The following is a 25,363-nucleotide window of genomic DNA, read 5'->3' on the forward strand; positions in this document are numbered from 1 at the left end:
AGCGCTCTCTAGTCGCAAGCTTGGGCTACACGCGGGCTTAGGCTAGACGCGAGCTTAGGCTAGGCGCGAACTTGTCCGCTCCCCTCAACTAAGTATTTTTCAGTGGTCAGTGACTCCAATCCCATAGGGCCATAAGCATGCAACTTAGTAGTTGCAATACCGATCTCGGCACCTAGACCGAGTTGGCTGCCGTCGGAAAAGCGAGAGCTTGCATTTACCATTACGACAGATGCATCAACAGAACGCTGGAATCGTTTGGCTAAAACATCATCTCTTGTGCAGATGACTTCAGTATGATTACTTCCGAAGCGAGCAATATGTTGTATAGCCTCATCGGCATCATCAACAATTTTTATCGCTATTTCTAAATCAAGATACTCCTCACCAAATTCGTCATCAGCTATCACCTTGGCATCATTGAAATAAGCTGCACCTTTCTTACAGGTGTTTATTACAACAGAATGTTCCTGTAATACTGGGCCTGCGATTGATAAAAATTCAGAGGCTATTTCTTTATGAACAATTAAGCCCTCTAGCGCATTACACACGCCGGTTCGTTGAGTTTTGCCATTTACCAATAGGTTAAGGGCGGTTTCCAAATCAGCATCTTTATCGACATAAAGGTGACACACTCCTTTAAAATGCTGAATTACTGGCACCTTACTATTTTCAGTAACGTAGTTAATTAGCCCTTCTCCACCGCGAGGAATGATTACGTCGATATACTCTTTCTGCTCCATTAATTCTTGCATTAAGGCACGGTCTGGGTCTGGCACGACGGAAATAAGTTCTTTTGGTAAATTATGAGCTTCCAATACAGTATGCATAAGCCCGGCAATGAATTTACTGGTAGTGAGTGCTTCTTTACCACCGCGAAGTATGGCTGCGTTACCAGACTTAAAGCAAAGTCCTGCCGCATCCGCGGTCACGTTTGGACGGGCCTCATAAATCATACACACAACGCCTAAAGGCACACGCATTTTTTTTATCTTCAAGCCGTTGGGCCGCGTGCTAATCTCTCGCTCTATACCAACAGGATCTTGCAAGGAAGCGACCGTATCTAAGCCTTCCGCCATTGCTTCAATGCGCTCTTCGTCCAAGGTTAAGCGGTCTATCATTGCAGCACCTAAGCCGTTTTCGTTGGCAGCTACTAAGTCTGCTTTATTTGCTGTAACAATGGCATTTGAATTCGCGCGTAAAGCCTTAGCCATATCCAACAAAACTGCGTTTTTTTGTGCTTCATCAACGACGCTGAGGACTCGCGCAGCTTCGGCTGCTTTCTTCGATAGTGTTTTAATTAAACTCATTTTTCCTCCAGTACGGCGATGTTATTTTCAGATATTATAGGGCCAGTTGTATTTTGAAGCTTACTGGCGAAGCTTTTATCGTCTTGTTCGGCGATGAAACTAAGCAAGCAACTACTGTAGTTAGACTTTGCTTTTGCTAATCGCGTGCCGTCGTCCTTACGCACCAAAATGGTATCACCAACCGAGAAATCACCATTTACCTCAACAATTTCGTCGCTAGTTAATTGGTCGCTATCGTCCTCCAGCCCAGCATTAAAGCCGTTATCAACAACCACTTCCCCCTGAGCTGTTGACGTGTGGGTCATCCAATGCAAATGCTCTTTCATGGGTTGCTGACTAGACGGGAAATGCGTCCCTGGATTTTTCCCCGATATTAACGCATTAAATGACTGCTCAGTAAATCCATTGATTAAAAAAGTATCTATGCCATGCGCCACTGCTTTTTGCGCAGCTTGAACTTTTGTCTTCATTCCACCTGTTCCTACAGCGCTGGATGCACCGCCTGCCATCGAAAAAATACTGGCATCGATATGATTCACCTTGGCTATCAGTTTCGCATCTGGGTTTTCATGCGGGTTACTATCGTACAAGCCATCTACGTCAGAGCATATAATTAAGGTATCGGCGTCTGCTGCGGCTGCAATCATTGCAGACAGGTTGTCGTTATCCCCTACCTTTAGTTTATCGGTGGTAACCGTGTCGTTTTCGTTTAGCACTGGCAAAATGTCATTTTTCAATAATGCCAAAATAGTCTCTTTGATACTCACGTAACGCTCACGATCGCGAAGATCGCCATGCGTAACCAGTATTTGCGCAGTTGGGAAGTCAAAGAGTTTGTCCCAGGTAGCCATCATTTCCATTTGTCCTGCAGCCGCCATTGCCTTTTTCATCGCCATATTCACTTCTTTTTTGTCATCAAAAAGATGTGACCCTGCGGCAACGCTGCCTGACGATACTAAAACCACCTCAATACCCATACTTTTGCAGCGCACAATAAATTGTGCAATACCAAGCAAATAGCGACTACTACATCCGTTCTGCTTGGGCGCTATAAGAGCGCTACCGACTTTAATAACGATACGCTTCCAACTTGAAATATTCATTTACTATCTTACCTTGAAGAATTATAAAACATTGCGTATGCAAACGCAGGAAATGTAGACTTATATTCACTGCCCAGCCAAGAATATGCTTAAGCCACTTACATTCAACTCAATTAATTAGACATCTAACTATATTATTGATCAAAACCTATTATGAAAGCAAGTAAGCACTACTTTTTGCCGTAAAAAATACCAATGTCAAGAAAAACACTAGAGATCAAATGCATTGAGAACAACCCAAATTCTAATAAACATCCATATATCGAGCATACAACTATGCTCATAATGGCATTAACCATGGATTAAAATGACCCTTGAGTGTCTGTCGTCATCAGCTATGTAGCTCATAAACAGGCATAGCGTTTAGCGATATTTTTTGATAGAGTTCAACGTAATAACATATATCACTTATTTTTGCCTAGAGCCTTACTCTGCCCATTGAGTGATCATAAATACAGACTGATGCGAAAGCTTGAGTGTTCGCAGCACCTTATAAATAGCTAGCTAATTGGAGTGTAAGCTTTGGAAAAGTATGAAGAATTATTGGTATCATTGCGCAAAGTGATTAGGGCCATCGATCTTTATTCAAAGAAGCTAAGCAAAGACTCGGGCCTAACTAGTCCGCAACTGCTCGTCATGCAAGAAATCAATCAGCATGATGGTGCAATGGTCAAAGATATTGCCAGTAGCATCAATCTTAGCTCTGCAACCGTCACCACAATTTTAGACCGCTTAGAGTCTAAACAATTTGTAGTTCGAGAGCGTTCAACCGTCGATAAGCGAAAAGTGGCCGTTCACCTAACATCGGTAGGCCAAGACGTGCTTGAGAGCGCTCCTAAACCTCTGCAAGAGCATTTCATCGATCGCTTCGAAAAATTAGAAGAGTGGGAGCAGACACAACTTGTTGCAACAATGCAACGTGTAGCGCTGATGATGGACGCTGAAGAGCTTGATGCAGCTCCTATGTTAGAAGTCGGAGCAATACAAACGCCTGAAAACCCAAGTTCAGACTGAGGTAAACATGATCAATAATATAAAAAAATATGCAACTAACATCGGCCTGTCTTTAATTGCGGTTTTTATTACGTTTGCACTGCTTGACGCATTTTGGTTGGGGTGGTTTTCAGTTGACACTTATCAAACCGAAATGAAAGGCATGCTTCGAGAGGATTTTATCCGGTGGCCGTGGCTAATTTTTTACCTCATGTATGGTTTCGTTACCTTTGTGTTAGCAGTTGTCGCTAATCGTGACAAGCCTTGGTTTTATGCAAGCATCGACGGTGCGCTTTTAGGTTTAGCAAGTTACGGCGCCTACAATCTCACCAATTATAGTATTCTTGAAGGATTCACACTCAAAATAATGCTAGTCGATTGGAGCTGGGGAATATTCTTAACTGCGTCATCCGCTACTGCTGGGTGGCTGGGCTTTCAATTTAGAAAGCCCAAAGCAGTAGACAAGATTTAAGGGGCTAGTGAGTCGTCATCCTGAGCATAATCGTCGTCACCATCAAGTAAGGCGCTTGCTGCAGTGCTATGTACCGAGAAAAAGTTTCTGCGCTGACGCGCCAAGCGAATGTATTTCATCCAGGCTTTTTCTATCCCATTGCTTACCTCTTCGAAGCCATTTACTACGCTAACAAAGTGACGCTCTTCGTCGGTCTCAGGCAACAAGCTCCCATCTTCCAAGCCCGCAAGAGTAGCACCGAAGGTGCTGAGGGCATTAGCCTCCGCTATACTAAAATCGCCGGACTTAGCAAAGCCGTAGGGAAAGCGTTTATCATCTCTAAAGGCTTTACTACCTACTCTGATATTTGTAGAAATCATGATGCTACCTCATACATAACGCAAAATAATGTTGAAACTGACTTTTAAATGAAAAACACGCTGAGTAACAACAAAATATTTTTGTCTTATCCATAAAGTTTTACGATAGCCCTGTATGTCAGACTAGATGCCATCATTTATTTTTGTCTTCACGGTCACATTTATTTGCTTTACAGCCACATTTAGCTCGCATTTAATACGGCAGTGTTAAACTTAACTAAGTAACAAAACGATGAGCAAAGACTTTCGCTTTCAAAAAGATGAGCACGATTACGACGATGATGAATATCCCACGATGTTAAAACAAAAGGGGAAGGCAGGTTTGACTGCAAAAAAAACCAAAGCACACATTGCCCAGAAAAAGAGAGCAAGTAAGTGCCTTACCGAGGTAAGGGCTAAGGGAAGCATTGAGAATTCTCTTAGCCAATTCTAAGCGAGTAAAGATTAGCTAATTAAGTCGCTGAACTGATTGCGCTTTACGCAAAAAATGTTTATAAACCAGTAAAAATGTTTACTGGTTTTTTTATGGACGTCAGATTTTTAACCACATTTTTAGAAGTAGCAGAAACTCGCCATTTTGGAAGAGCTGCCGACAACTTGTTTTTAACGCAGTCTGCAGTAAGTGCTCGCATTAAACTATTAGAAGAATACTTCAACACCGTACTCTTCATTCGGCACCGAAACAGTATCCAAATTACGCCTGCCGGTGAAAAGTTACTCCCTTTTGCTCGTCGTCTTGCAGATACTTTAACCGACGCAAGAAAACTCTTAGCCGAGGAGGAATGTCAGCACGTGAGCTGCGCCTCAACGCAAAACGCTTTCGCTTTGTTCATGTCATCAATGTTGCCCACTTTATTGTCGAGTTTTTCACAGATGAGCTTTAGGCATGAAGTGTCATCAAGTGAGCAACTTACTCGACATCTTCACGAACATCGTATCGACTTTGCATTGTCAACCAATAAACTGAAAGCTGATGACATTGTAGATATTCCATTACTCGAGTTCCCGTTAAGTGTGTTTGAGTCAAGCTCAACCGACGCGGCTGATAGCCAAGAATTACAAGACATAAATGTAGAATGGGCGAGCCATATCAACGACGATATATATGAGCGCTTACCTGAATTAAGAAAAGCGCGATTTAGAACGTCATCAATTGATGTTGCAACCTCAATAGCGAGTCAACGCGCATGCCGCTTGATTCTCCCAAGCGCTAATCATGAACATATTGACCAGCGCCTGCGCAACACTATGCAAAGCTTTAAGCAAAGTCCTGATAAGCTCAATATAAAGGCAGTGGTATACCTCCATAAACTAAAGAAAGTAAATAACACGGGAATCGAAGAGCTTATTCAGTTTATGCAAAACGATGAATTTTCATCGTGAGAAACAGTTACTGAGAATTCCATTTCAAAGTATAAAGCTCAGTGCGGCGGTCTTTGAGATTATTAACAGAGCCTTCGCTTCTCACATGCTTGAGTTTATCTAGGTCGAGATCAGAAAACATGATCATCTCGGTGTTCGCGGTTGTCTCGCTGACTATTGCATCGTGAGGAAAGGCGAAATCTGAAGGCGAAAAAACCGCCGACTGCGCATACTGAACATCGAGATTTTCAACCGATGGTAAGTTTCCGCAGCTTCCACAAATAACCACATAACACTCATTTTCGATTGCTCTGGCTTGAGCGCAGTGTCTGACTCTAAGGTAGCCATTTTTAGTATCAGTCCAAAATGGTACGAAAATGATGTCCAAATCCTTTTCAGACATGAGCCTAGAAAGCTCAGGAAATTCGATGTCGTAACATATTAAGATACCCACTCTACCGGCATCCGTTTCAAATACGCTTATTTCATTACCACCTCGAATAACCCAATCTCGACGCTCATGTGGAGTAATATGTATTTTGTATTGGCATTCCACGGTACCGTCTCTTCGGCACAAGTAGCTGGCGTTATATACTTCATCGCCCACTAAAAGGGGCAAGGAGCCTGTGATCACGTTAATGTTGTAACTCACCGCCAGCTTCGACATTTCAATTCTGAAACGTTCAGTGAAACTTGCCAAGAATCGAATAGCTTCAACTTGTTGGCTTTGATCGGGGCACAGACCCATTAATGAGGCATTGAAAAACTCTGGAAACACCGCAAAATCGCTTTTGTAACTCGATAAGGCGTCGATAAAATACTCAACCTGTTGAAGCACATCGTCTACTGACTCAACCTCCCTCATCATCCATTGAACCGCTCCCACCCTTACAATGGCTTTACGACTATCAATGACTGTTTCTGAAGACTCGTACAGATAATTATTCCACTCTAATAAGGTTGCGTAACCTAATGACTTCTCGTCTTCTGGCAGGTATTTATGAAGTAAGCGTTTTACCTGAAAATCATTTGATAACTGAAAAGTAAGGATGGGGTCGTAAAGTTCTCGGCGTGCTACAGCCTGCAAGTATTCACTTGCCGATATTTTGTCAGCTTGAGCTTGGTAACCAGGAATGCGCCCGCCGGCAAGAATCGCTTTCAAATTCGCTTTTTTACACAACTCCTTTCTAGCTTCATATAAACGCCTGCCAAGGCGATATCCCCTATACTCAGGATCTATTAGTAAGTCGAGACCATAGAGCGCATCGCCATTCGGATTATTGTGTATCGCTTCGCGGTGACCAATTAGATCGTCGTAGGTATGTGGATTACTAAAGCGGTCATAATCAACTTGAACGGTTAATGCGGCACCAATCACTTTGTCGCGATCAACGATGACAATTTGGCCCTCAGCAAAGTCCTCAATCAAACCCTTGATGGTAAATTCAGACCATGCGCCACCAATATCAACATACACCTTATCCATCAATACCTTTAATTGAGGATAATCGCTACTCTCTAAATTCCTAACGTTAAGATGCAGCTCGTTGTGCATAGTGTATGTACCCCTAGAAGAAATGTATGGTTACTTATGTAGTTGCAAGGTGTCTAACTGTTACTCACAGTCGCTTTTCGTCGAAAACGCTAAGATAGATTAAAAACAAAAAAGCCGCAATAAAATGCGGCTTTCGTTTCATCATCAATTCGATGAAGAAGTGCTAGTTAACTTAGTGACACTATCGACTACGCAACGATATCAAGAAGCTCTACGTCAAACACAAGAGTTGAGTATGGACCAATCGCACCACCGGCACCTTGTTCACCATAAGCTAGGTCGTGAGGAACATACAAACGCCACTTTGAGCCAACAGGCATCATTTGAAGTGCTTCGGTCCAACCTTTGATCACGCCACCTACAGGAAACTCAGCCGGTTGACCACGGTCATAAGAACTATCGAAAACGTCACCGTTGATTAATGTGCCATGGTAATGTGTGCGAACTGTCGATGCAGCTGATGGCTTATCACCATTACCCGCCGTGAGAATTTCGTATTGAAGACCTGAATCAGTCGTAACAACCTCTTCACGTTTAGCATTGTCTTCTAAAAACTTAGCGCCTTCTTCAACTGCACCAGCAAATTGCTCTTGCTTAGCGGCTTGCATACGCTCATGAATCTCAGTGAAAGCAGCACGAAGATCGTTGCTATCAACTTGTGGCTCTATGCGGCTGAAACCGTCGGTTAAACCGGTAAGTACCGTTTCCACATCAAGGCCGTCGAATGGGTTTGAAGCTAACTGCTCACCCATTTGATAACCAATACCGTAACTTGCCTGTGCTTCTACTGTTGAGTATTTATCTGACACGTGGTCTCCAAAATCTTAAGTTAAAAAAGGGTTTGGAGCTTAGATACTCCAAAACTGGTGGCGTAGCTTAGCATATATCCTCACCGTTTTACATGTGTCCTTATGAGCATTAGCATTATGATATAAGGCTTGAAATTAGACTTTAGGCTGAATCATGTATATCGTGTTACTAGGTCTATTTTTTCGAGGAAAAAGCAAAATATGAATGATTCGCTCAACGCACAACTGAAGGATACTGTACGTTACTTAGGCGCAACACTTGGGGAAACAATTGAAGCTGAGTTAGGCAGCGAATGGTTGCAAAAAATAGAGCAAATCAGACAAGATGGACGTGACTCTTATGCTGGCGAAGAAGAGAGCACAACTCGTTTGACCGCGTTATTCTCGTCACTTGATAATCCATCTCTTTTATCTATTGGCCGTGCCTTTGCACAATTTTTAAATCTTGCAAATATTGCCGAGCAAGAATACAACAGTGCAACACAACGCGACGAGTCTCTAGCCGTTTCATTAGAGAAAATAAAAGCACTAGGTGCCGATAAAGAAAAAGTACTTGAGGCGGTAAAAAACCTCAATATTGATTTAGTGCTTACTGCTCACCCCACCGAAGTTACTCGCCGCACTTTAATTCACAAGCATCGTCAACTGGCGGCGCAACTCCAGGAACTGCATGCGTCTGACTTAAGTGCTCACGATGAAAAACGAATTAAAACGCGTATTGCAGGCTTAATTAGTCAGGCCTGGCACACCGAAGAAATACGCTCGGTTCGCCCTACTCCAGTTGATGAAGCTCGCTGGGGATTTTCCGTTATCGAAACCTCGCTTTGGGAGGCCGTACCAGAATTCCTCCGAGAGCTCGATGAATACTTACAGAATCAATTTGATATAGAGTTGCCGCTTAATGCTAACACCGTGCAATTTAGTTCATGGATGGGTGGGGACAGAGACGGTAACCCTTTTGTTACGTCCAAAGTCACAGAAGAAGTATTAAAAAGAGCTCGTCGACGCGCCGCAAAGTTGTTTTCACTCGACCTCGACAATTTATACATTGAATTATCAATGAATGATTGTAGCCCGGAATTGCGTGAACTAGTGGGCGATACTAAAGAACCTTATCGTGCAGCTCTTAAGAGCGTGCGCGAAAAACTTGAGCTCACCAGAGATGGTAAAATTCCCATCGAGGAATGGGTTTCTAGCGATGAAGAATTATTAAAGCCCTTAATGGCTTGTTACAACTCTCTACACAAGTGTGGCATGAGTGTTATTGCTGAAGCTGCCCTCAAAGACACTATCCGACGAGTTCACAGCTTTGGAGTGCATCTACTTAAACTAGACGTCAGACAAGATTCAGAGCGTCATGCGGATGTTTTCAGTGAATTGACCCGTTATCTTGGTATTGGTGATTACGGACAATGGAATGAGGAAGATAAGCAAGCCTTCTTACTCAGAGAGCTTAGTTCAAAACGCCCATTGATCCCCGCAAAATGGGAGCCAAGTGAAGATGTACAAGAAGTCATTGATACTTGCCGAGTCATTTCTCGCCACAGTAAAGAAGGCTTTGGTATTTACATCATTTCAATGGCAAGCGAAGCATCTGACGTGCTTGCCGTGCAGTTACTCTTGAAAGAATGTGGCGTTGATTGGCCAATGCCAGTTGCTCCTTTATTCGAAACCCTCGACGACCTTAACAATTCTCCAAAAGTGATGCGCAATCTGCTCGATATTGACTGGTATCGTGGTTACATCTCTGGGCGACAATACGTCATGATAGGCTACTCTGATTCAGCCAAAGATGCCGGTTCATTAGCTGCTGGCTGGGCTCAGTATGAAAGCCAAGAAGCCTTAGTGGCGCTGGCTGACGATAAAGATGTAACGCTTACCTTGTTCCACGGTCGAGGTGGTACTATCGGCCGTGGTGGCTTACCGGCCAAAGCAGCCATTCATTCACAACCTCCAGGCTCACTCAGCGGTGGTTTTCGAGTAACCGAGCAGGGCGAAACAATCCGCTACAAATTCGGTATGCCGCAGTTAGCCAAGCGCAGTTTGTCTATATACGCCGCAGCCGTCGTAGAAGCGATGTTGTCACCGCCGCCCGCGCCAAAAAGCGAATGGCGCGAAACAATTACTAAAATGGCTGCCTTAGCACGCGATAATTACCGAGGTGTTGTGCGCACCGATCCAGAGTTTGTGCCGTATTTCCGAGTCGCAACACCTGAGCAAGAACTAGGTAAGTTGCCCCTAGGTAGCCGACCAGCAAAACGAAACCCTCAAGGCGGAATAGAGAGCTTACGCGCCATACCATGGATTTTTGCATGGGCACAAACTCGCATGGTATTGCCCTCTTGGCTAGGTGTGATGAAGGCAGTTGAGTCGGTCAAGAACGACGGTAACGATGCACTTGTGAAAGACATGATAGACAATTGGCCTTTCTTCAACTCGCGTTTATCGATGCTGGATATGGTGTTCAAAAAGGCTGAACCGCACATTAGCGCAGCTTACGATGCACGTCTTGTTCCTGAAAACCTAAAACATTTCGGTGAAGGTTTACGAGCTGAGTTGAAAGAGAGTATCGCTTCGATTTTGCGCATATTGGATCACACCGACATGATGGAAGACGACCCCCATGGCAGGCTTTCAATGGATATACGCGGCGGCTACTTAGAGCCTTTGCACTATCTGCAAATCGAGCTGTTAGACAGAATTCGCAAGGAAGGTACGTCGGAATATAGTGACAATGACATTGCGACCTTAGAAATGGCCATGATGGTTACTATTACAGGCATAGCTATAGGACTGAGAAACACCGGTTAAGACCTGAAATATAGGCAACTTTAGTGACAAAAAAACGCTTCCTCATACAGAGAGAAGCGTTTTTTTATTTTTAGCTTGCAAATTTTAGCATTTTTGCTTTTAAAGCAACGCGCTTAAGCGCTCATAGAACTAGCTATTTACGAAATCAACACCAAGCTTGATATCGCCACGCAAACCTTCAAGCATGTCATTTTTCGCTTTTTCTTCAAAGGCGCTCAGATCACCATACGGTAGAATCTCTTCTACGCCATTTACGCCTAAGCGCACTGGGTGAGCGAAGAAAGCGGCATCATCAGAGTCATCTACTTGTACGTAAGTATATTCAACAACCGCCTCGCCTTTCATTGCAGCAACGAGTGACAAACAAAAACGAGCTGCCGCCTGCCCCATTGATAAAGTAGCTGAACCACCACCCGCTTTTGCTTCAACCACTTCCGTTCCTGCATTTTGAATGCGAGTTGTTAGGCTCGCCACTTCTTCATCACTGAAAGACACACCTTCAACCTGTGAAAGAAGAGGAAGAATAGTTGTTCCCGAGTGGCCACCAATAACCGGAACGTGCACATCTGTTGTGTTCAAACCTTTAAGGTTAGCCACAAATGTTTCAGCTCGGATAACATCCAAGGTAGTCACACCGAACAATTTGTTTTTATCGTAAACGCCTTTTGCTTTGAGCGTTTCAGCCGCTATAGCAACAGTTGTATTCACTGGGTTAGTGATCACACCAACGCATGCTTGAGGACAATTATCAGCAACAGCTTCAATCAAGTTTTTAACAATACCGGCATTGATATTGAAAAGGTCCGAACGGTCCATACCTGGCTTTCTTGGAACGCCTGCTGGGATAAGAACAATATCGCAGCCGGTAAGTGCTTCTGCCAAATCATCTTTTCCATGACCTGTAACATCTACATCCGTTGGGATATGGCTTAAATCAACTGCGACACCCGGAACGACCGGCGCTACGTCGTACAACGCAAGCGCTGAACCCGCTGGCAATTGAGTTTTAAGTAATAACGATAACGCTTGACCAATACCACCAGCGGCACCTAATACAGCAACCTTCATAAGAATCTCCTGATTAAAAAAACCTGTAATTTTCGCACGACACCTTAATGTAAATACGCCTAAATCTCAATCATCGTATGGTCTTATATAGACGAAATTAGTTTAGGTTCACAGTTATTTTACGTGGTTAACATTTTGATCACAGCTAATTGAGTCATTCGTTTGCGAAATCCCTAGCTGTGATGCAAAATATACAAAAATTTCTTTATTACGGATTAATTAATGTCGAATGCTAAGCAAGACGCCCTCGTAAAATCATTTAAAGAGCTACTGAAAACCGAAAGCTATGGCTCGCAGGGTGAAATTGTCAACGCACTCAAAGACAACGGCTTTGACAATATAAGTCAGTCAAAAGTGTCGCGTATGTTAAGTAAATTCGGCGCTGTACGCACGCGCAATGCGCGCGGAGATATGGTCTATTGCCTGCCGCCAGAGCTAGGTATGCCAACGGCAAAAAGTCCGCTAAAACAATTGGTTTTAGACATCGTGCACAATAATGTGATGGTAATTATAAGAACGAGTCCAGGAGCCGCTCAGCTTATTGCTCGGCTACTTGACTCGCTTAGCCACACCGATGGTGTGCTAGGTACAATCGCTGGTGATGATACCATCTTCATTGCACCCGCCGACATCACACAGATCGAAGAACTTCGTCAAAGAGTTGAAGACCTATTTGAAAGCGTGTAGTGCTACTTTGATTTTCCTATCCATCTATCGAGCATTGCCTAATATCTATCACTGCGCGGTAAGACTTCATTTTCATTATTAGTTATTTATTAAAATACGTTTTGTTTATGTCGCTACTTTACATTCAAAAAACACTTGGTATGGTCGATAAAGGTAACTCGAATCAAATTCAAGGTAGATGAGTCTCGCACCTGAAACCGGTGGATGACGCATTCAGCCACGTAAGAGTCTTATGAAAAATAAACCAAAGCTAATTAACAAACTTATTGCCCTGTTATTTGCTCTGTCCTTATTACTAATCACAGCCTTTTCCTTGGGTTTATTTGCCACCGAGCTTGAATTACTCGAAGACAACTTCCCTCAATATGCTGTTCGCGCAGTCAATGGCGATGCCCAGCACTCAGAAACTTTTGACAACCAAAGAGCAAGGACAACCTGCGAAGTCGTGGCCGCTGGCAAGTACGACGTTTGCGGCGCTAGTTTTATTATCGAAAAAAGCTACGGTAATGGCATAGACCTCAGCAGCTACGACAGCCTATTGTTAACCTTTTCGACAGAAAACCCCCTCGAGGTGTCGAAAGTGAAATTCTCGCTCCGAAATAACAATGAGGCTTATTCTTTACGAGACCAACCGGACTCACACAAATATAATAGTGTCGTCCTCAAAGACAGCAGCGGTAGTGTAAGTCAAAAAATCCCCCTAAGTTATTTTCAGGTTGAAAGTTGGTGGGTTCGTGAATTTGGTGTTGAATTTGAAGACGCTCAACTTGACTTCACCAACATTGTCGCCTTTGACCTCATTAATAACGACATGAGCATTGACGGTACTTATATTATTGAAGTCAGCTCTATCAAGTTCTTCGGAGAAGCGATAAACATTACCCAACTTCTCAGCCTCGTTGCCGCCCTTTGGCTTTCTATCATTGTTTTACTGGTAGCTCGCAACCGCATCCTATTGCACGAGCGAGCAACAAGAGATCATCTCACTGGCATCCCAAATCGAAACGGGCTGCAAGAGTGGATAGACAGTTTAAGCGCCTCAGCAAATCGCCCGGTGCCGCTAACGATGTTCTACATCGACATAGATGATTTTAAAAAAGTAAATGACACTTACGGCCATAGTGCCGGCGACATCATTCTTACTAGTTTCTGTAAAGCGGTAAAAAGTACGATGAAAAAAGCTTCTGCTAAGCACTGCATTTTTAGTCGACTCTCGGGTGATGAATTTGTCATTTACGCAGCAAACTATAGCGAAACGCAAGCAACTCAACTTGCAAAGCTTCTCTACAAAGAATTAGAACAGCCTGTAGTACTCGATAATGCCGAATTAACTATATCAATCAGTATGGGTATAGCGTCAAACGATGTTGTCTCTAGCGACACTGCTGACTTATCCGATAAGGCCGACATGGCCATGTATTACGCGAAAGTAAGAGGTAAAAATAGATACAAAATTTACAATGCCGAGGTAGAAAAAGAGGCCGAAAACCGCAGAGAAATCGCCAGAGCGATACGAGAAGCCATCGAAAACGACCTACTCGACTTACAATACATGCCGATTTTCGACATTGAAAGTCGCCAAGTCAAAAATGTAGAAGTATTGCTACGAACTCGCTCTGAAGAATTAACACATCTTGGCCCCAGAGAGTTCGTTCCGATAGCAGAGGAATTTGGTCTTATTCAGTTACTAGACGCTTGGGTAATGAAAACAACCTTTTCCGTTATCGATAAAAATAGAGATATCGTTGAACAACTTGGCTTATGTTTTTGCATCAACGTATCAACGATTGACCTGCAAGACAAAGGCTTCAGTCAAACCGTCATATCACAAATGCAAAAGCATAATATCAAAGCTGATTGGTTCGCATTAGAGATAACCGAAACCGCGTTTGAAAGTCATCAAAAGGCATCCATTTCGTCACTCAATGAGTTGAGTGACATGGGTATCTCAATTGTCTTGGATAATTTTGGCACGGGTTATACTGCACTCAATCAGCTTATTAGCTATCCAATCAACGGATTAAAAATAGATAAGAGTTTTACCGATTTGCTGATAGAAACGAACAACATGAACTTCACGAAAAAAGGTGAAACGCTGATCCGTTCAATTATTAACATCGCGAATGAATACGACCTTAAAATTACCGCTGAAGGCGTTGAAAACCTCGACCAATTTTATTTTCTAGAGGGTGCAGGCTGCGATTTGATCCAAGGCTATTTATATTCTGAGCCTCTTTCACTGACAGATCTCACCCGAGGGCTTAGAAATCAAGACTTATTAGCTGACCCTAGCGCTATTGATAGCGATAACTAATGGGCTCACAAACTAAGTATTGCAAAGCTTAATCGCCCTTTAAGTCTAAACCTAGGTTATATAGAGTATTCTTCTTCAAGCCATAATGCTTAGCGGTAATGGCTGCGGCCTTTTTGAGAGGTAATTCTTCAGCTAAACTCTTTAACAAAGCGATAGCCTCGGGTGATACATCCCCTTTTTGTAAGTTGTTGGGGCAATATATCATGATCACAAATTCCCCTTTTTGATGCACTGGATCAGCGTCTAGCCATGCTAAGATTTCATCAGCACAACCATATTTAAAAGTTTCGAAGGTTTTTGTCAGCTCTTTTGCAAGCACTATCTGATGATTCGTTTGTAAGTACTTGCTACATGCTTCGATAGTATCTCGTATGCGACGCGGCGCTTCATAAAAGATGGTTGTCGTTCCACTATTTGAAAGGCTTTGAAGAATATCACCTTTTGCCATTTGCTTTATTGGTAAAAAGCCGCGAAAGGTAAAACGGTCTGTAGGTAAGCCTGAAGCGCTTAAGGCTGTTGTTAATGCACACGGTCCCGGTAGGGCCACAACATGCAGCTTAGCAAGTCGACACTCCCTAACAAAAACGTAGCCCGGATCACTAATCAGTGGTGTTCCAGCATCAGAAATCAAAGCAATAGACTTACCCTGCTTCAACTTTTCAATGAGCTGTTGAGCACGTGCACTTTCGTTGTGATCATGCAGCGACAGGGTTGCGGTTTGAATCGCATAATGCGATAAAAGCCGCCCTGAGTGCCTCGTGTCCTCTGCAGCAATAATATCAACATCATTAAGGATCTGTAGAGCTCGACTGCTGATGTCGGATAAGTTACCTATTGGCGTGGGCACTATGAAAAGTGTACCACTCATACTCATTTGAGAGCGCGCTTCATCTTCATATGAGCTAGTCATGCGTTGACCTTCAGACATTATTTGATTTATTCCTATTTTTTACAGTCGATGTGTATGCCATTCAGTACTATTCTACACCGACTTTAGAATAGAATATGTGAAAGTAGATAGATATTTATTCACGCTCTAGTAAACTAACAATACAATGACAAGAAGAGAGTATTTGTGAGCCTACGTTTTTATATCATTTGCATGAGCATTCTAGTGGTTTCTGGCTGTGCCAATCAACAGAAACCGATTGCAGTTAATACCAAGCCTGTTGAGGTTGAGCAAACACCTGAGCTCATCTTAAATAATGCTGAAGCTGCTATACAGCGAGCAGAGCTAGAGTGGCAGGCAAATGGCAACATTCAACAACGTAATGCTTTGCTATTGCAAGCGGCTCAAGATTATCAGTCGGTAAATGAATGCGCTCGAAGCAATATCATTATTGCAAATATTGAACCCTTTTTAGAGCTCCCCTTTCAAGCCCAATATGCCACGCTGATAAAAGCCGAATGCGCTATTTTATTACACTATTCATCGGGTGCCGACGACAAGCTCATCCAACCCTCAATCGACACCATGATAACTTGGCTCGGCAAGATTTCTGACTCTCGTTTTACCAATAGAAAAGAAGTACTCATTGCCCACTTAGCTGCACTGCATGAGCGTTGGGATTTAGCATCTACAGTAATGGCTGGTCAGCTCGAAGCCGATTCACCACTGAACACCCAAGTTCATCAAAATCTCTGGCGCTGGTATTTAAAGGCAAGTAAAAGTACGCAGCAAAGCTTAGGTGACAGCAACACGGTGTTAAGCGGCTACCGTGCACTGTCTCAAATCATAGAGGACGTCAACTTAAGTGATGCTGACAGACAACAGTCATTACGCTTTTGGCTGAGTCAAAACGCTGAGCATCCCTTGGCCTTGGAATTACCCCAAGGTGTCGCAAATTATTTGAACCAAAATATACAAGCCTTAGAGAAAATCGCCGTTTTGCTGCCCCTTTCTGGACGAGTGGAAGCTCAAGGAAGGGCAATAAAGGAAGGCATTATGGCGTCTTTCTTTTCTCAGCTTCAGGAGATTCAACGCTCTAATCCAAGTGCTCTACTACCGAGCATCGACTTCATTGATACGGGTTCCGACGCTAACACTTTCGCTAGTGATGACATCACGCAAGACAAGCTTTCGGAATACGACATTATTGTTGGCCCCCTCCTTCGTGAACATGTCGCGGCCGTCAACACATTCGAACTACCAGAATCGATGATTGTTTACCTGAATAGACTTGAAACACCGTCCTTTCAAGTAAGCGAATCACAAAGTGACACTCCCACGCTAGATTCAACTGCGCCAACATCGACTGCACTAACATCAACTGAACTAACATCAACTGAACTAACATCAACTGCGCTAACATCAACTGCACCGACAAAGGCTGAGGTCTTTTTCGCCCTTGCTCCCGAAGATGAAGCCAAACAACTCGCCAACTTAATGATGGAACGCGGTGTAAGCACCCCAATATTAATAAGTAATCAAAGTGCATTAAGCCAACGCATGGTAGATAGTTTTAACGAACAATGGCTAGCATTGAACGCCGAGCGAAACATTGAACGCCCTAAGTTAGTTAATTTTACTGATAACAAAAGCTTACGTGTTGGAATTACGGCTGCACTCGATGTCCTACAAAGCCAGCGTCGCATACGTCAAATATCCAATCTTTCAAGTGACGTGGTTCACAGCGTGACAAGAAATCGTAGGGATGTTGACGCTTTTGTTGTGTTTGCAAGGCCGCAAGAGCTGGAGTTACTCAATCCAATTATTGAGTCAAGTATCAGTTTATTTAGCGAGCGAACTATTCCGGTTTTTGCAAGTTCATACAGTTATCAGCATAAATTAAATAAAAATACTATTCGTGACTTAAGAAACGTCGTATTTGTGGATATGCCCTTCTTGATGCCTACTCAAAGAGAAAGCCAGTTAGCGACTGATATTGATAAGCTTTGGAATGAACCCCCTAGTAGTTTCCTGCGTCTATTCGCGTTTGGTTTTGACGCCTTTCAGTTTTCTTCGCAAATACAACAATTGGCATTTTTTAGTCACACAGCACTAGATGGTATGTCTGGGACATTAACCGTCAATGCGGATTTTCAAGTTGAGAGGCAGTTACCAAACGCAACGATATCCGAGAGCAGCATCATTGAAGCAACTAAGGCAAACTGATGCTTTCAAATCAGTACTTGGCTAGTAACAGAGGCTACACTGCAGAACAAAAAGCAAAAAGCTACTTAGAACAACATTCATTGGTCTTTATTGAACAAAATTTCAAATCAAAAGTCTCAGAAATAGACCTCATTATGAGAGACCAAGAGCAACTTGTTTTTGTGGAAGTGAAATTTCGAAAGAACGCAAGTCATGGCAGCGCTGCAGAACAGTTCACAAAAAGTAAGCGAAATAAGCTCGAAAAGGCCATTTACTATTATTTATTAAAAAATAAACTCAATGCTTTTCATACAAGTTTTAGAATAGATGTTGTCGCGATAGATGCAGAAAAGGTAAACTGGATAAAGAACGTGTAGTGCACGCTGAAATCAAGAAATATTAATCGCCCGTGCTTGGGCCAATAAGGGCTATTCATGCTTGAAAACATTAAAAAGAACTTCACAGAAAGTATTCAGACCAAAATAGCAGCGGCGGAAGAGCTCCCTGTTCATATTGAAAAAGCAGCTAATATGATGGTACAAGCCCTCATTCGTGGAAACAAGATTTTAAGTTGTGGCAATGGTGGTTCGGCTGGTGACGCACAGCATTTCTCGTCCGAATTACTAAATCGATACGAACGTGACCGCCCCTCTCTTCCTGCCATGGCACTCACTACCGATACATCAACAATCACTTCAATAGCGAATGACTATAGTTATGACGAAATTTTCTCCAAGCAAATAAAAGCCCTAGGCCAGCCTGGAGACATCCTTTTAGCTATTTCTACTAGCGGTAATAGTCGCAATGTAATAAACGCAATGGAGGCTGCTCTAGCGCGCGATATGACAATCGTTGCTCTCACTGGAAAAGATGGTGGTGAAATGGCAGGCTTCTTTGGTGAAAACGACGTTGAAATACGCGTGCCTTCCTCCCGAACGGCACGTATTCAAGAAGTACATTTACTCGTTATTCACAACTTATGTGAAGCGATCGATAACGCGCTATTCCCAGTCAGTAATACTGAATAAGAGATTTTGAACATGTTAAGAAAAGGAAGAATTCTTGGCCTAAGCATACTCGCAACACTGATTTTGCAGTCGGGCTGCACTTTAGTTGCTGTTGGCACAGTAGGAACCGCCGCAACAGTATCAGCGAATGATAGGCGAACTGTAGGGACACAAATTGACGACAAAACGACACAAAGCCGTGTTAGGAGTGCAATAAACGATATTGCCGGAATAAAGGACGACGCGGCCGTTAGCGTTGATGTTTATAATGGTCAGGTGCTGCTTACAGGGCAAGCGCCTACGCAAGCAATGATCACTGCCGTTGAAAGCGCTAGCAAGTCAATTCCTAATGTGGTCAAGGTTCACAATCAGATAAGGCTAGCTGCACCGATCCCGGCCTCCTCCACCATGAACGACGTTTGGTTATCATCAAAGATTAAAACGATAATGATAGCAGATAACGATGTGCCACTATTCAAGCTGGATATTGTGGTAGAAGACAGCGAAGTTTTCATCATGGGCTTATTAACAAAAACCGAAGCTGCAGCAGCCGTAGAAGCTGCACGCAATGTGGAAGGCGTCACCAAAGTTATTAGAGTGATGGAACTAGTAAACGAAAACTAAGGTCATTGCTATTATCATTCCCAGTTTGAACAGCGGCTAGCTGCAAATAAGCATTGGCCGCTGCCTACTTCGTGTAAGAGTGGTAGCTCCCCCTTTTTAACATACACACACAGCGTACAGTTATATTCCTTCCGGCAAGCTTATATCCTTGTTTTCTGCAATGAAGCAGGTGAATTAAAAAGGAAGATATAATGATATTAGATACTGAAGCGTTAAACATAAGAGAATTGAGCGAAGTTGTCGGGGGTGTAGTTGCAGGAGGCTGTGTAGTAGACACTCAACCCAAGCTTGTTATTGAACTTCCGCAACAACCGACTCCGCCTGCGGATACTGAATTATTCTAAATTGATAGAGGCGTTGTACTCCTGTGCTCACAGGAGTACTGACTTTTCCAGATTTTGTTAAACCCTGAGTTACTTTACTACCTTGAGGCTCGGGCGCGTCGCCTTGTTCTTCTTTGCTGCATTATCAGTATCAGCGCTTATCTTGCTTTTGTCTTTAGCTGCATCGCTAGCAGGCGTGCCATCAGCCACAGATGCAAGTTTATTCTTTTGAGATGCCGATATATCACTCTCAGGACTGCTTCCAGTAAACTGTGCCTCGAATGCCTGCAATTCCTCATCACTTCTGGTAAAAACAGTACCTGCACCGTTTTCACGAGCATATATCGCTGACACAGCGATACAAGGAACATATACCAACATTGGTTGCCCAGAAAACCTAGCTTGGAATGATATTGCATCTAATTCTATGCTGAAATTGACACATGCGCTGGGAGATACATTCAATACAATCTGGCCATCCTTCACAAATTGTTGAGGAACCTCAACACCAGTAATAAATGCGTCAACAACAATATATGGTGTAAGTCCATTATCGACAATCCAATCATAAAAGGCTTTTAACAGGTAGGGTTGATTCGGCGTCATGTTTTCCATTGGTAGTCTCTTATATGCTTAATCAAACGTATTACAATATGATTGAACAAAATGAAAAAAGCGCTTTCGCGCTTTTTTCATTAAACAATTGTTGCTTAAAGCGGGTTATGTATCTCACGTTCTTGATCGGTTAGAGAGGCTTTAAAAGACGCCCGATCGAATATCCGATTCATGTAGGCGACTACATCTTTACTACCAGCACCACTCAAGGTGATGTTCAAAGCTGGTAAACGCCATAGTAAAGGTGCTAAATAGCAGTCAACAAGGCTAAACTCATCGCTCATAAAGTACGGCTTCTCGGCAAAAATTGGGCCTAGAGCAAGTAGTGATTCTCGTAGTTCATGACGGGCTTCATCTGCACCAGGTTCATTACGGAAAATTTTCGCAGCCAAAGCATACCAATCATGCTCTATACGGTGCATCATTAATCGGCTCTCTCCACGAGACACTGGATACACTGGCATTAATGGTGGATGAGGGAAACGCTCATCTAGGTATTCCATGATGATGTGAGATTTATACAATACAAGTTCGCGATCAACTAAGGTTGGCACTGTACCATAGGGGTTCAATTCAAGCAGATCTTCGCTTAATTGAGTTGGGTCGATAAAGCTAATTTCTACGCCCACTCCTTTTTCTGCAAGTACGATGCGTACTTGGTGACTATATATATCGATATTGTCAGAAAACATCGTCATGATAGAACGCTTGTTTGTGGCTACAGCCATTAAAACCTCCGAATTCTCTATCCGAGAGAATTACAAAATATAACAATTAAAAACACTAAAAGGGGCGCACTGCCCCTTTTATTTACAAATCACGGTAAACGCTTATTTCTTAACGTCTTTCCAATAATCTTTCTTCAGTAAATAGGCAAACACGAAGAATATTAATATAAAGATTAATACGCCTTTACCAATTTTTTCTGCTTGCAATCTAGCTGGCTCGCCAGTGTAGGCTAAGAAATTTACCAGGTCGAGTATGGTTTGGTCGTATTCTTCGGGTGTTAATTTTCCGTCACCATCAGAACGCAAACCAATATTTACTTCTTTTTGCTCACCGTCAATCATACGCATTTCAGTAGCTTTGCGTGTTGTGCCCTGCAAACCTTGCAAAACATGTGGCATCCCAACATTTTCAAAAGTTAGGTTGTTAACCCCAAATGGGCGGCTTTCATCTACATAGAATGTACGTAAATAGGTATAGATCCAATCAGCACCTCTTACCCTGTTAACCAGAGTTAGATCGGGTGGTGGAGCACCAAACCAAGTCGCCGCTGATTCTTGTGGCATAGGCGTTGTAATGTAATCACTTACTTTTTCGCCAGTAAACTGAAGGTACTGAGCACCAATATCTAAGGGAACACCAATATCTTCGAATGTACGCTGATAGCGTTGATACTGCATTTGATGGCAACCCAGACAATAGTTCATAAAGGTTTGCGCACCGCGCTGCAGCGAAGCTTGATCATTCAGATTGATCTCAGCTTTATCCAACGGGTATTTTGACCCGGCAGCGAAAGCAAATGTAGGTACAAGTAGTAATATCGCTAACCACTTCTTCATAGTGTGATCCTCTCAGGTACTGGCTTAGTCTTCTCTTTTCCTGAATAAATCCAGAGCAAAACAAAGAAGCCGAAATACATGATAGTTGCAATTTGTGAAGCAACAATCTTCCAATTTTCTTGTGGCGTGCCACCTAAATAGCCTAAGAAGATAAACACAACAGCAAACACGAGTAAGTTCACTTTATGCAAGCCACATCTGTAGCGCCAAGAGCGAACTTTACCACGATCGACCCATGGTAGCGCAAAGAGCACTGCGATTGCCGCAAACATAGTGAGTACACCAAATAGTTTGTCAGGTACAGCCTTCAAAATTGCATAGAAGGGCGTGAAATACCAAACAGGGAAGATATGCTCAGGTGTTTTATAAGGGTTTGCGATTTCAAAATTCGGACGTTCGAGGAAGTAACCACCCATTTCAGGCATAAAGAACATGACATAGCAAAAACCGAATAAGAAAACACTAAATGCGACCAAATCTTTTAGCACGATGTGAGGGAAGAACGGTACTACATCGTCTACGATATCGTACTTATCAGTGTAATACTCATGAATCTTATATGACGTTTTTTGATCTTCTGGCAACGAGCCTTTCTTGTGCTTGATATTCACGCCATCGGGGTTGTTGGAACCCACCTCATGTAATGCAATAATATGCAGAAACACCAAAATTACGATGACTAAAGGTAGAGCAATTACGTGCAGAGCAAAGAAACGGTTAAGCGTTGCGCCAGATATAACATAGTCGCCCTGTATCCATATCACTAGGTCGGGGCCAATCACTGGGATCGCACCAAACAGAGAAACAATAACTTGTGCTCCCCAATAGGACATTTGTCCCCATGGTAATACATAACCCATAAAGGCTTCCGCCATGAGCGCCAAGTAAATTAACATACCAAAGACCCACAACAACTCGCGTGGTTTTTGATAAGAACCATACATCATACCTCGGAACATATGCATATATACTACGATGAAAAAGGCAGATGCACCTGTGCTGTGCATATATCTAATGATGTAGCCGTAATCTACCTCACGCATAATATATTCAACAGAGGCGAATGCGCGCTCTGCAGATGGTTCAAAGCTCATCGTCAACCAGATGCCGGTTACTATCTGATTAACGAGTACGATTGTAGCTAAAAAGCCAAAAACGTACCAAAAGTTCATATTTTTAGGAGCAGGATACTGAATAGCATGCATGTTAGCTACACGCATCATAGGTATTCTCTGCTCAATCCAGTTCATTAAAGCGTTCATTACGAAACCTCCGCTTCTGAGCCGATGATGATGGTATTGTCATCAACGTATTGATAAGGAGGAACAACCAAATTCGAAGGCGCTGGCACGCCAGCGAACACTCTACCCGCCATATCGAATTTTGAACCATGACATGGGCAGAAGAAGCCTTCCGCGACGCCCTCTGCATACTGGGCAAAGTTACCATCGATAAGGTGTTGTGGTGAACATCCAAGGTGAGTACAAATGCCGACCAACACAAGGTACTCTTCTTTTAGTGAACGATGTTTGTTTTGAGCAAATGCAGGCTGCTGCTCAACTTCAGAATCTGGATCTCGAAGTTGGTCTTCGTGAGCACTCAATGACGCTAGCAACTCTGGAGTGCGGCGCACTATCCATACTGGTTTACTGCGCCATTTTACTCGAATCATTTGGCCAGGCTGTATACCACTGATATCAACTTCGACATCAGCGCCAGCCGCTTTGGCTTTTGCGCTTGGCTGCCAAGAGCCAACAAAAGGAACTGCAGCACCTACAGCACCAACGGCACCAACAACACAGGTACCAACGGTCAAAAACTTGCGACGATCGCTGCTTTGAGGTTGGTTATTGTCTGCTGTTGACTTATTGGTATCTACTGATACATCGCTCATCAACTTTTCTCCGGGGTTGGAAAGATAGGTTTTAATCATAAATCTCAGCTCAGTAAAAAGTTACAAAACTTCGTTTTAAGCCGTTAGCTATGATCAAAATTACTCTATTAATATTAACAGCGTATGTTAAAAGAAAACCCTTAACAAACACAAGGATTTAGTGATAAAAATTGATTGTTTTTGTAGTTATAAGTCAAGAAATCTCTACATCTTGCTATTTTTTTCACCTTGAAGTCTTTTATCGACCAATTTCTGTTATTCAGAAGGTTTTTTCCGCCCAATAAAAAACCCAGCAAATGCTGGGTTTTTTGAAAGAGTTCGTAAACTCGAAACGAATTAACGTTTTGAGAACTGTGGACGCTTACGTGCTTTGTGTAGACCCACTTTCTTACGCTCAACTTTACGTGCATCGCGAGTAACAAAACCGGCTTTACGAAGTGCAGGACGAAGTGCTTCATCATACTCCATAAGCGCACGAGTGATACCGTGGCGAATCGCGCCAGCTTGACCGCTGATACCACCGCCAGAAACAGTGATGTATAAGTCGAATTTCTCAGTTAGTTCAACTAACTCTAATGGTTGCTTAACAATCATACGTGCTGTTTCACGACCAAAGAATACGTCGAGTGGACGTTTGTTAACAGTAATTGTACCTGTACCTGGACGTAAGAACACACGAGCTGTTGAGCTTTTGCGACGGCCTGTGCCGTAATATTGTGTATCTGCCATTTTGCTCGCTCCTTAAATGTCCAATACTTGTGGCTGTTGTGCTGAATGCGTGTGCTCTGGGCCAGCAAAAACTTTCATTTTGCGGAACATAGCACGGCCTAATGGACCTTTTGGTAACATACCTTTCACGGCCTTCTCGATAACCATTTCTGGCTTTTTAGCGATAAGCTTTTCAAAAGTAGTGTCTTTAAGACCACCTGGATAACCAGAGTGAGCGTAGTACATTTTGTTCTTCGCTTTGTTTCCAGTTACTGTTATTTTTTCAGCATTAATAACTACGATGTAGTCACCAGTATCGACGTGAGGCGTGTATTCTGGCTTATGCTTACCGCGCAATCTTAGCGCGATTTCAGTCGCTAAACGACCTAAAGTTTTGTCTGCGGCGTCTACCACATACCAGTCGCGTTCTACGCTTTCTGGCTTTGCAACAAAAGTTTTCATTATATTCGTCACCCGAAATTATCAGTTAAGTTCACAAAAAGCAGCTTTCCTACTTAAAGTGTAAATATATCAACCTGTTAGCCCCTTCGAGCTGGTCAATCTTCCACCTTCCCAAAGGTGGGTGCAACTGGGCAGGTCGCGAATTATACAGACTTTAGACAAAAAGCGAAGTATTTTCTGGAAGTTTTCTAGATTTGAACTCGGTTAGAAGCAAGTATTACTGAATTTTTG

Annotated in this window: 26 protein-coding genes; 12 read left to right on the forward strand and 14 right to left on the reverse strand. The window is 43.0% G+C overall.

From position 1 onward, the window contains the following. Nucleotides 1-59: 59 nt before the first annotated feature. Nucleotides 60-1,307, reverse strand: a complete 1,248-nt coding sequence (locus tag ISG33_RS16650) for a glutamate-5-semialdehyde dehydrogenase (protein WP_195734779.1) — start codon at nucleotides 1,305-1,307, stop codon at nucleotides 60-62. Beyond that, nucleotides 1,304-2,410 carry a glutamate 5-kinase gene (proB, locus tag ISG33_RS16655; RefSeq protein WP_195734780.1) on the reverse strand — a complete coding sequence of 369 codons (1,107 nt, stop codon included), beginning with the start codon at nucleotides 2,408-2,410 and terminating at the stop codon, nucleotides 1,304-1,306. Before proB ends, ISG33_RS16650 begins: the two co-directional genes overlap by 4 nt. 522 nt (nucleotides 2,411-2,932) lie before the next feature. Here proB and ISG33_RS16660 point away from each other — a divergent pair. Together ISG33_RS16660 and ISG33_RS16665 are read left to right on the forward strand one after the other, a co-directional pair. Further along, nucleotides 2,933-3,424, forward strand: a complete 492-nt coding sequence (locus ISG33_RS16660) for a MarR family winged helix-turn-helix transcriptional regulator (RefSeq protein WP_195734781.1) — start codon at nucleotides 2,933-2,935, stop codon at nucleotides 3,422-3,424. A 7-nt stretch (nucleotides 3,425-3,431) separates the two neighbouring features. Continuing rightward, nucleotides 3,432-3,875, forward strand: a complete 444-nt coding sequence (locus ISG33_RS16665) for a DUF2177 family protein (protein WP_195734782.1) — start codon at nucleotides 3,432-3,434, stop codon at nucleotides 3,873-3,875. Here the strand turns inward: ISG33_RS16665 and ISG33_RS16670 are convergent. Then, on the reverse strand, nucleotides 3,872-4,234 hold the full coding sequence (locus tag ISG33_RS16670; protein WP_195734783.1) for a MaoP family protein: 363 nt from the start codon (nucleotides 4,232-4,234) through the stop codon (nucleotides 3,872-3,874). The genes ISG33_RS16665 and ISG33_RS16670 overlap by 4 nt on opposite strands. 232 nt (nucleotides 4,235-4,466) lie before the next feature. Between ISG33_RS16670 and ISG33_RS16675 the strand changes: the two genes are divergently transcribed. Both ISG33_RS16675 and ISG33_RS16680 read left to right on the forward strand, forming a co-directional pair. After that, nucleotides 4,467-4,667 carry a hypothetical protein gene (locus tag ISG33_RS16675; protein WP_195734784.1) on the forward strand — a complete coding sequence of 67 codons (201 nt, stop codon included), beginning with the start codon at nucleotides 4,467-4,469 and terminating at the stop codon, nucleotides 4,665-4,667. Nucleotides 4,668-4,759: 92 nt separating this feature from the next. Beyond that, nucleotides 4,760-5,617 carry a LysR family transcriptional regulator gene (locus ISG33_RS16680; RefSeq protein ID WP_195734785.1) on the forward strand — a complete coding sequence of 286 codons (858 nt, stop codon included), beginning with the start codon at nucleotides 4,760-4,762 and terminating at the stop codon, nucleotides 5,615-5,617. 7 nt (nucleotides 5,618-5,624) lie between these two features. On the opposite strand, the gene ISG33_RS16685 is transcribed toward ISG33_RS16680, so the two are convergent. Both ISG33_RS16685 and bamJ read right to left on the reverse strand, forming a co-directional pair. Next, on the reverse strand, nucleotides 5,625-7,151 hold the full coding sequence (locus ISG33_RS16685) for a bifunctional GNAT family N-acetyltransferase/carbon-nitrogen hydrolase family protein (RefSeq protein ID WP_195734786.1): 1,527 nt from the start codon (nucleotides 7,149-7,151) through the stop codon (nucleotides 5,625-5,627). 188 nt (nucleotides 7,152-7,339) lie between these two features. After that, on the reverse strand, nucleotides 7,340-7,960 hold the full coding sequence (bamJ, locus tag ISG33_RS16690; protein WP_195734787.1) for a BamJ family beta-barrel-assembly machinery protein: 621 nt from the start codon (nucleotides 7,958-7,960) through the stop codon (nucleotides 7,340-7,342). Nucleotides 7,961-8,161: 201 nt separating this feature from the next. On the opposite strand from bamJ, the gene ppc reads away from it, so the two are divergent. Continuing rightward, nucleotides 8,162-10,771 carry a phosphoenolpyruvate carboxylase gene (ppc, locus tag ISG33_RS16695; RefSeq protein ID WP_195734788.1) on the forward strand — a complete coding sequence of 870 codons (2,610 nt, stop codon included), beginning with the start codon at nucleotides 8,162-8,164 and terminating at the stop codon, nucleotides 10,769-10,771. Nucleotides 10,772-10,900: 129 nt separating this feature from the next. Here ppc and mdh read toward each other — a convergent pair whose 3' ends face one another. Beyond that, entirely contained in the window at nucleotides 10,901-11,839 is a 939-nt protein-coding gene (gene mdh / locus ISG33_RS16700) for a malate dehydrogenase (protein ID WP_195734789.1), read from the reverse strand. Nucleotides 11,840-12,061: 222 nt separating this feature from the next. Here mdh and argR point away from each other — a divergent pair, with 222 nt between their 5' ends. Both argR and ISG33_RS16710 read left to right on the forward strand, forming a co-directional pair. Further along, complete coding sequence (gene argR / locus ISG33_RS16705; protein WP_195734790.1) at nucleotides 12,062-12,526, forward strand: transcriptional regulator ArgR; 465 nt, start codon at nucleotides 12,062-12,064, stop codon at nucleotides 12,524-12,526. Between the two features lie 232 nt (nucleotides 12,527-12,758). Beyond that, complete coding sequence (locus ISG33_RS16710; RefSeq protein WP_195734791.1) at nucleotides 12,759-14,840, forward strand: putative bifunctional diguanylate cyclase/phosphodiesterase; 2,082 nt, start codon at nucleotides 12,759-12,761, stop codon at nucleotides 14,838-14,840. Between the two features lie 28 nt (nucleotides 14,841-14,868). Here ISG33_RS16710 and rsmI read toward each other — a convergent pair whose 3' ends face one another. Continuing rightward, on the reverse strand, nucleotides 14,869-15,714 hold the full coding sequence (gene rsmI, locus ISG33_RS16715) for a 16S rRNA (cytidine(1402)-2'-O)-methyltransferase (protein WP_195734840.1): 846 nt from the start codon (nucleotides 15,712-15,714) through the stop codon (nucleotides 14,869-14,871). Nucleotides 15,715-15,915: 201 nt separating this feature from the next. On the opposite strand from rsmI, the gene ISG33_RS16720 reads away from it, so the two are divergent. The 5 genes from ISG33_RS16720 to ISG33_RS16740 all read left to right on the forward strand — a co-directional run bounded on the left by ISG33_RS16720 (nucleotide 15,916) and on the right by ISG33_RS16740 (nucleotide 19,909). Further along, nucleotides 15,916-17,955, forward strand: coding sequence for a penicillin-binding protein activator (locus tag ISG33_RS16720; protein WP_229333665.1), 2,040 nt, complete (start codon nucleotides 15,916-15,918; stop codon nucleotides 17,953-17,955). Continuing rightward, nucleotides 17,955-18,311: a YraN family protein gene (locus tag ISG33_RS16725; protein WP_195734792.1), complete on the forward strand. Its 357-nt coding sequence runs from the start codon at nucleotides 17,955-17,957 to the stop codon at nucleotides 18,309-18,311. Before ISG33_RS16720 ends, ISG33_RS16725 begins: the two co-directional genes overlap by 1 nt. 57 nt (nucleotides 18,312-18,368) lie before the next feature. Beyond that, complete coding sequence (locus ISG33_RS16730) at nucleotides 18,369-18,962, forward strand: phosphoheptose isomerase (protein WP_195734793.1); 594 nt, start codon at nucleotides 18,369-18,371, stop codon at nucleotides 18,960-18,962. Between the two features lie 12 nt (nucleotides 18,963-18,974). Beyond that, nucleotides 18,975-19,565, forward strand: coding sequence for a BON domain-containing protein (locus tag ISG33_RS16735; RefSeq protein WP_195734794.1), 591 nt, complete (start codon nucleotides 18,975-18,977; stop codon nucleotides 19,563-19,565). A 191-nt stretch (nucleotides 19,566-19,756) separates the two neighbouring features. Then, nucleotides 19,757-19,909, forward strand: a complete 153-nt coding sequence (locus ISG33_RS16740) for a hypothetical protein (RefSeq protein ID WP_195734795.1) — start codon at nucleotides 19,757-19,759, stop codon at nucleotides 19,907-19,909. 69 nt (nucleotides 19,910-19,978) lie between these two features. On the opposite strand, the gene ISG33_RS16745 is transcribed toward ISG33_RS16740, so the two are convergent. The 7 genes from ISG33_RS16745 to rplM all read right to left on the reverse strand — a co-directional run bounded on the left by ISG33_RS16745 (nucleotide 19,979) and on the right by rplM (nucleotide 25,132). Continuing rightward, a complete protein-coding gene (locus ISG33_RS16745; RefSeq protein ID WP_195734796.1) occupies nucleotides 19,979-20,503 on the reverse strand; it encodes a ClpXP protease specificity-enhancing factor in 525 nt (174 codons plus the stop codon). A 95-nt stretch (nucleotides 20,504-20,598) separates the two neighbouring features. Beyond that, nucleotides 20,599-21,231: a stringent starvation protein SspA gene (gene sspA / locus ISG33_RS16750; protein WP_195734797.1), complete on the reverse strand. Its 633-nt coding sequence runs from the start codon at nucleotides 21,229-21,231 to the stop codon at nucleotides 20,599-20,601. A 102-nt stretch (nucleotides 21,232-21,333) separates the two neighbouring features. Beyond that, nucleotides 21,334-22,068: a cytochrome c1 gene (locus ISG33_RS16755; protein ID WP_195734798.1), complete on the reverse strand. Its 735-nt coding sequence runs from the start codon at nucleotides 22,066-22,068 to the stop codon at nucleotides 21,334-21,336. After that, complete coding sequence (locus ISG33_RS16760; protein ID WP_195734799.1) at nucleotides 22,065-23,330, reverse strand: cytochrome b; 1,266 nt, start codon at nucleotides 23,328-23,330, stop codon at nucleotides 22,065-22,067. Before ISG33_RS16760 ends, ISG33_RS16755 begins: the two co-directional genes overlap by 4 nt. Next, nucleotides 23,330-23,962 carry a ubiquinol-cytochrome c reductase iron-sulfur subunit gene (petA, locus tag ISG33_RS16765; RefSeq protein WP_195734842.1) on the reverse strand — a complete coding sequence of 211 codons (633 nt, stop codon included), beginning with the start codon at nucleotides 23,960-23,962 and terminating at the stop codon, nucleotides 23,330-23,332. The genes ISG33_RS16760 and petA overlap by 1 nt, the downstream gene beginning before the upstream one ends. Before the next feature lie 336 nt (nucleotides 23,963-24,298). Beyond that, nucleotides 24,299-24,691: a 30S ribosomal protein S9 gene (gene rpsI, locus ISG33_RS16770; RefSeq protein WP_195734800.1), complete on the reverse strand. Its 393-nt coding sequence runs from the start codon at nucleotides 24,689-24,691 to the stop codon at nucleotides 24,299-24,301. Between the two features lie 12 nt (nucleotides 24,692-24,703). Beyond that, nucleotides 24,704-25,132, reverse strand: coding sequence for a 50S ribosomal protein L13 (gene rplM / locus ISG33_RS16775; RefSeq protein ID WP_195734801.1), 429 nt, complete (start codon nucleotides 25,130-25,132; stop codon nucleotides 24,704-24,706). Nucleotides 25,133-25,363: the final 231 nt, after the last annotated feature.

The sequence above is a fragment of the Marinibium conchae genome, assembly GCF_015595035.1.
Classification (GTDB): domain Bacteria; phylum Pseudomonadota; class Gammaproteobacteria; order Enterobacterales; family Alteromonadaceae; genus Glaciecola.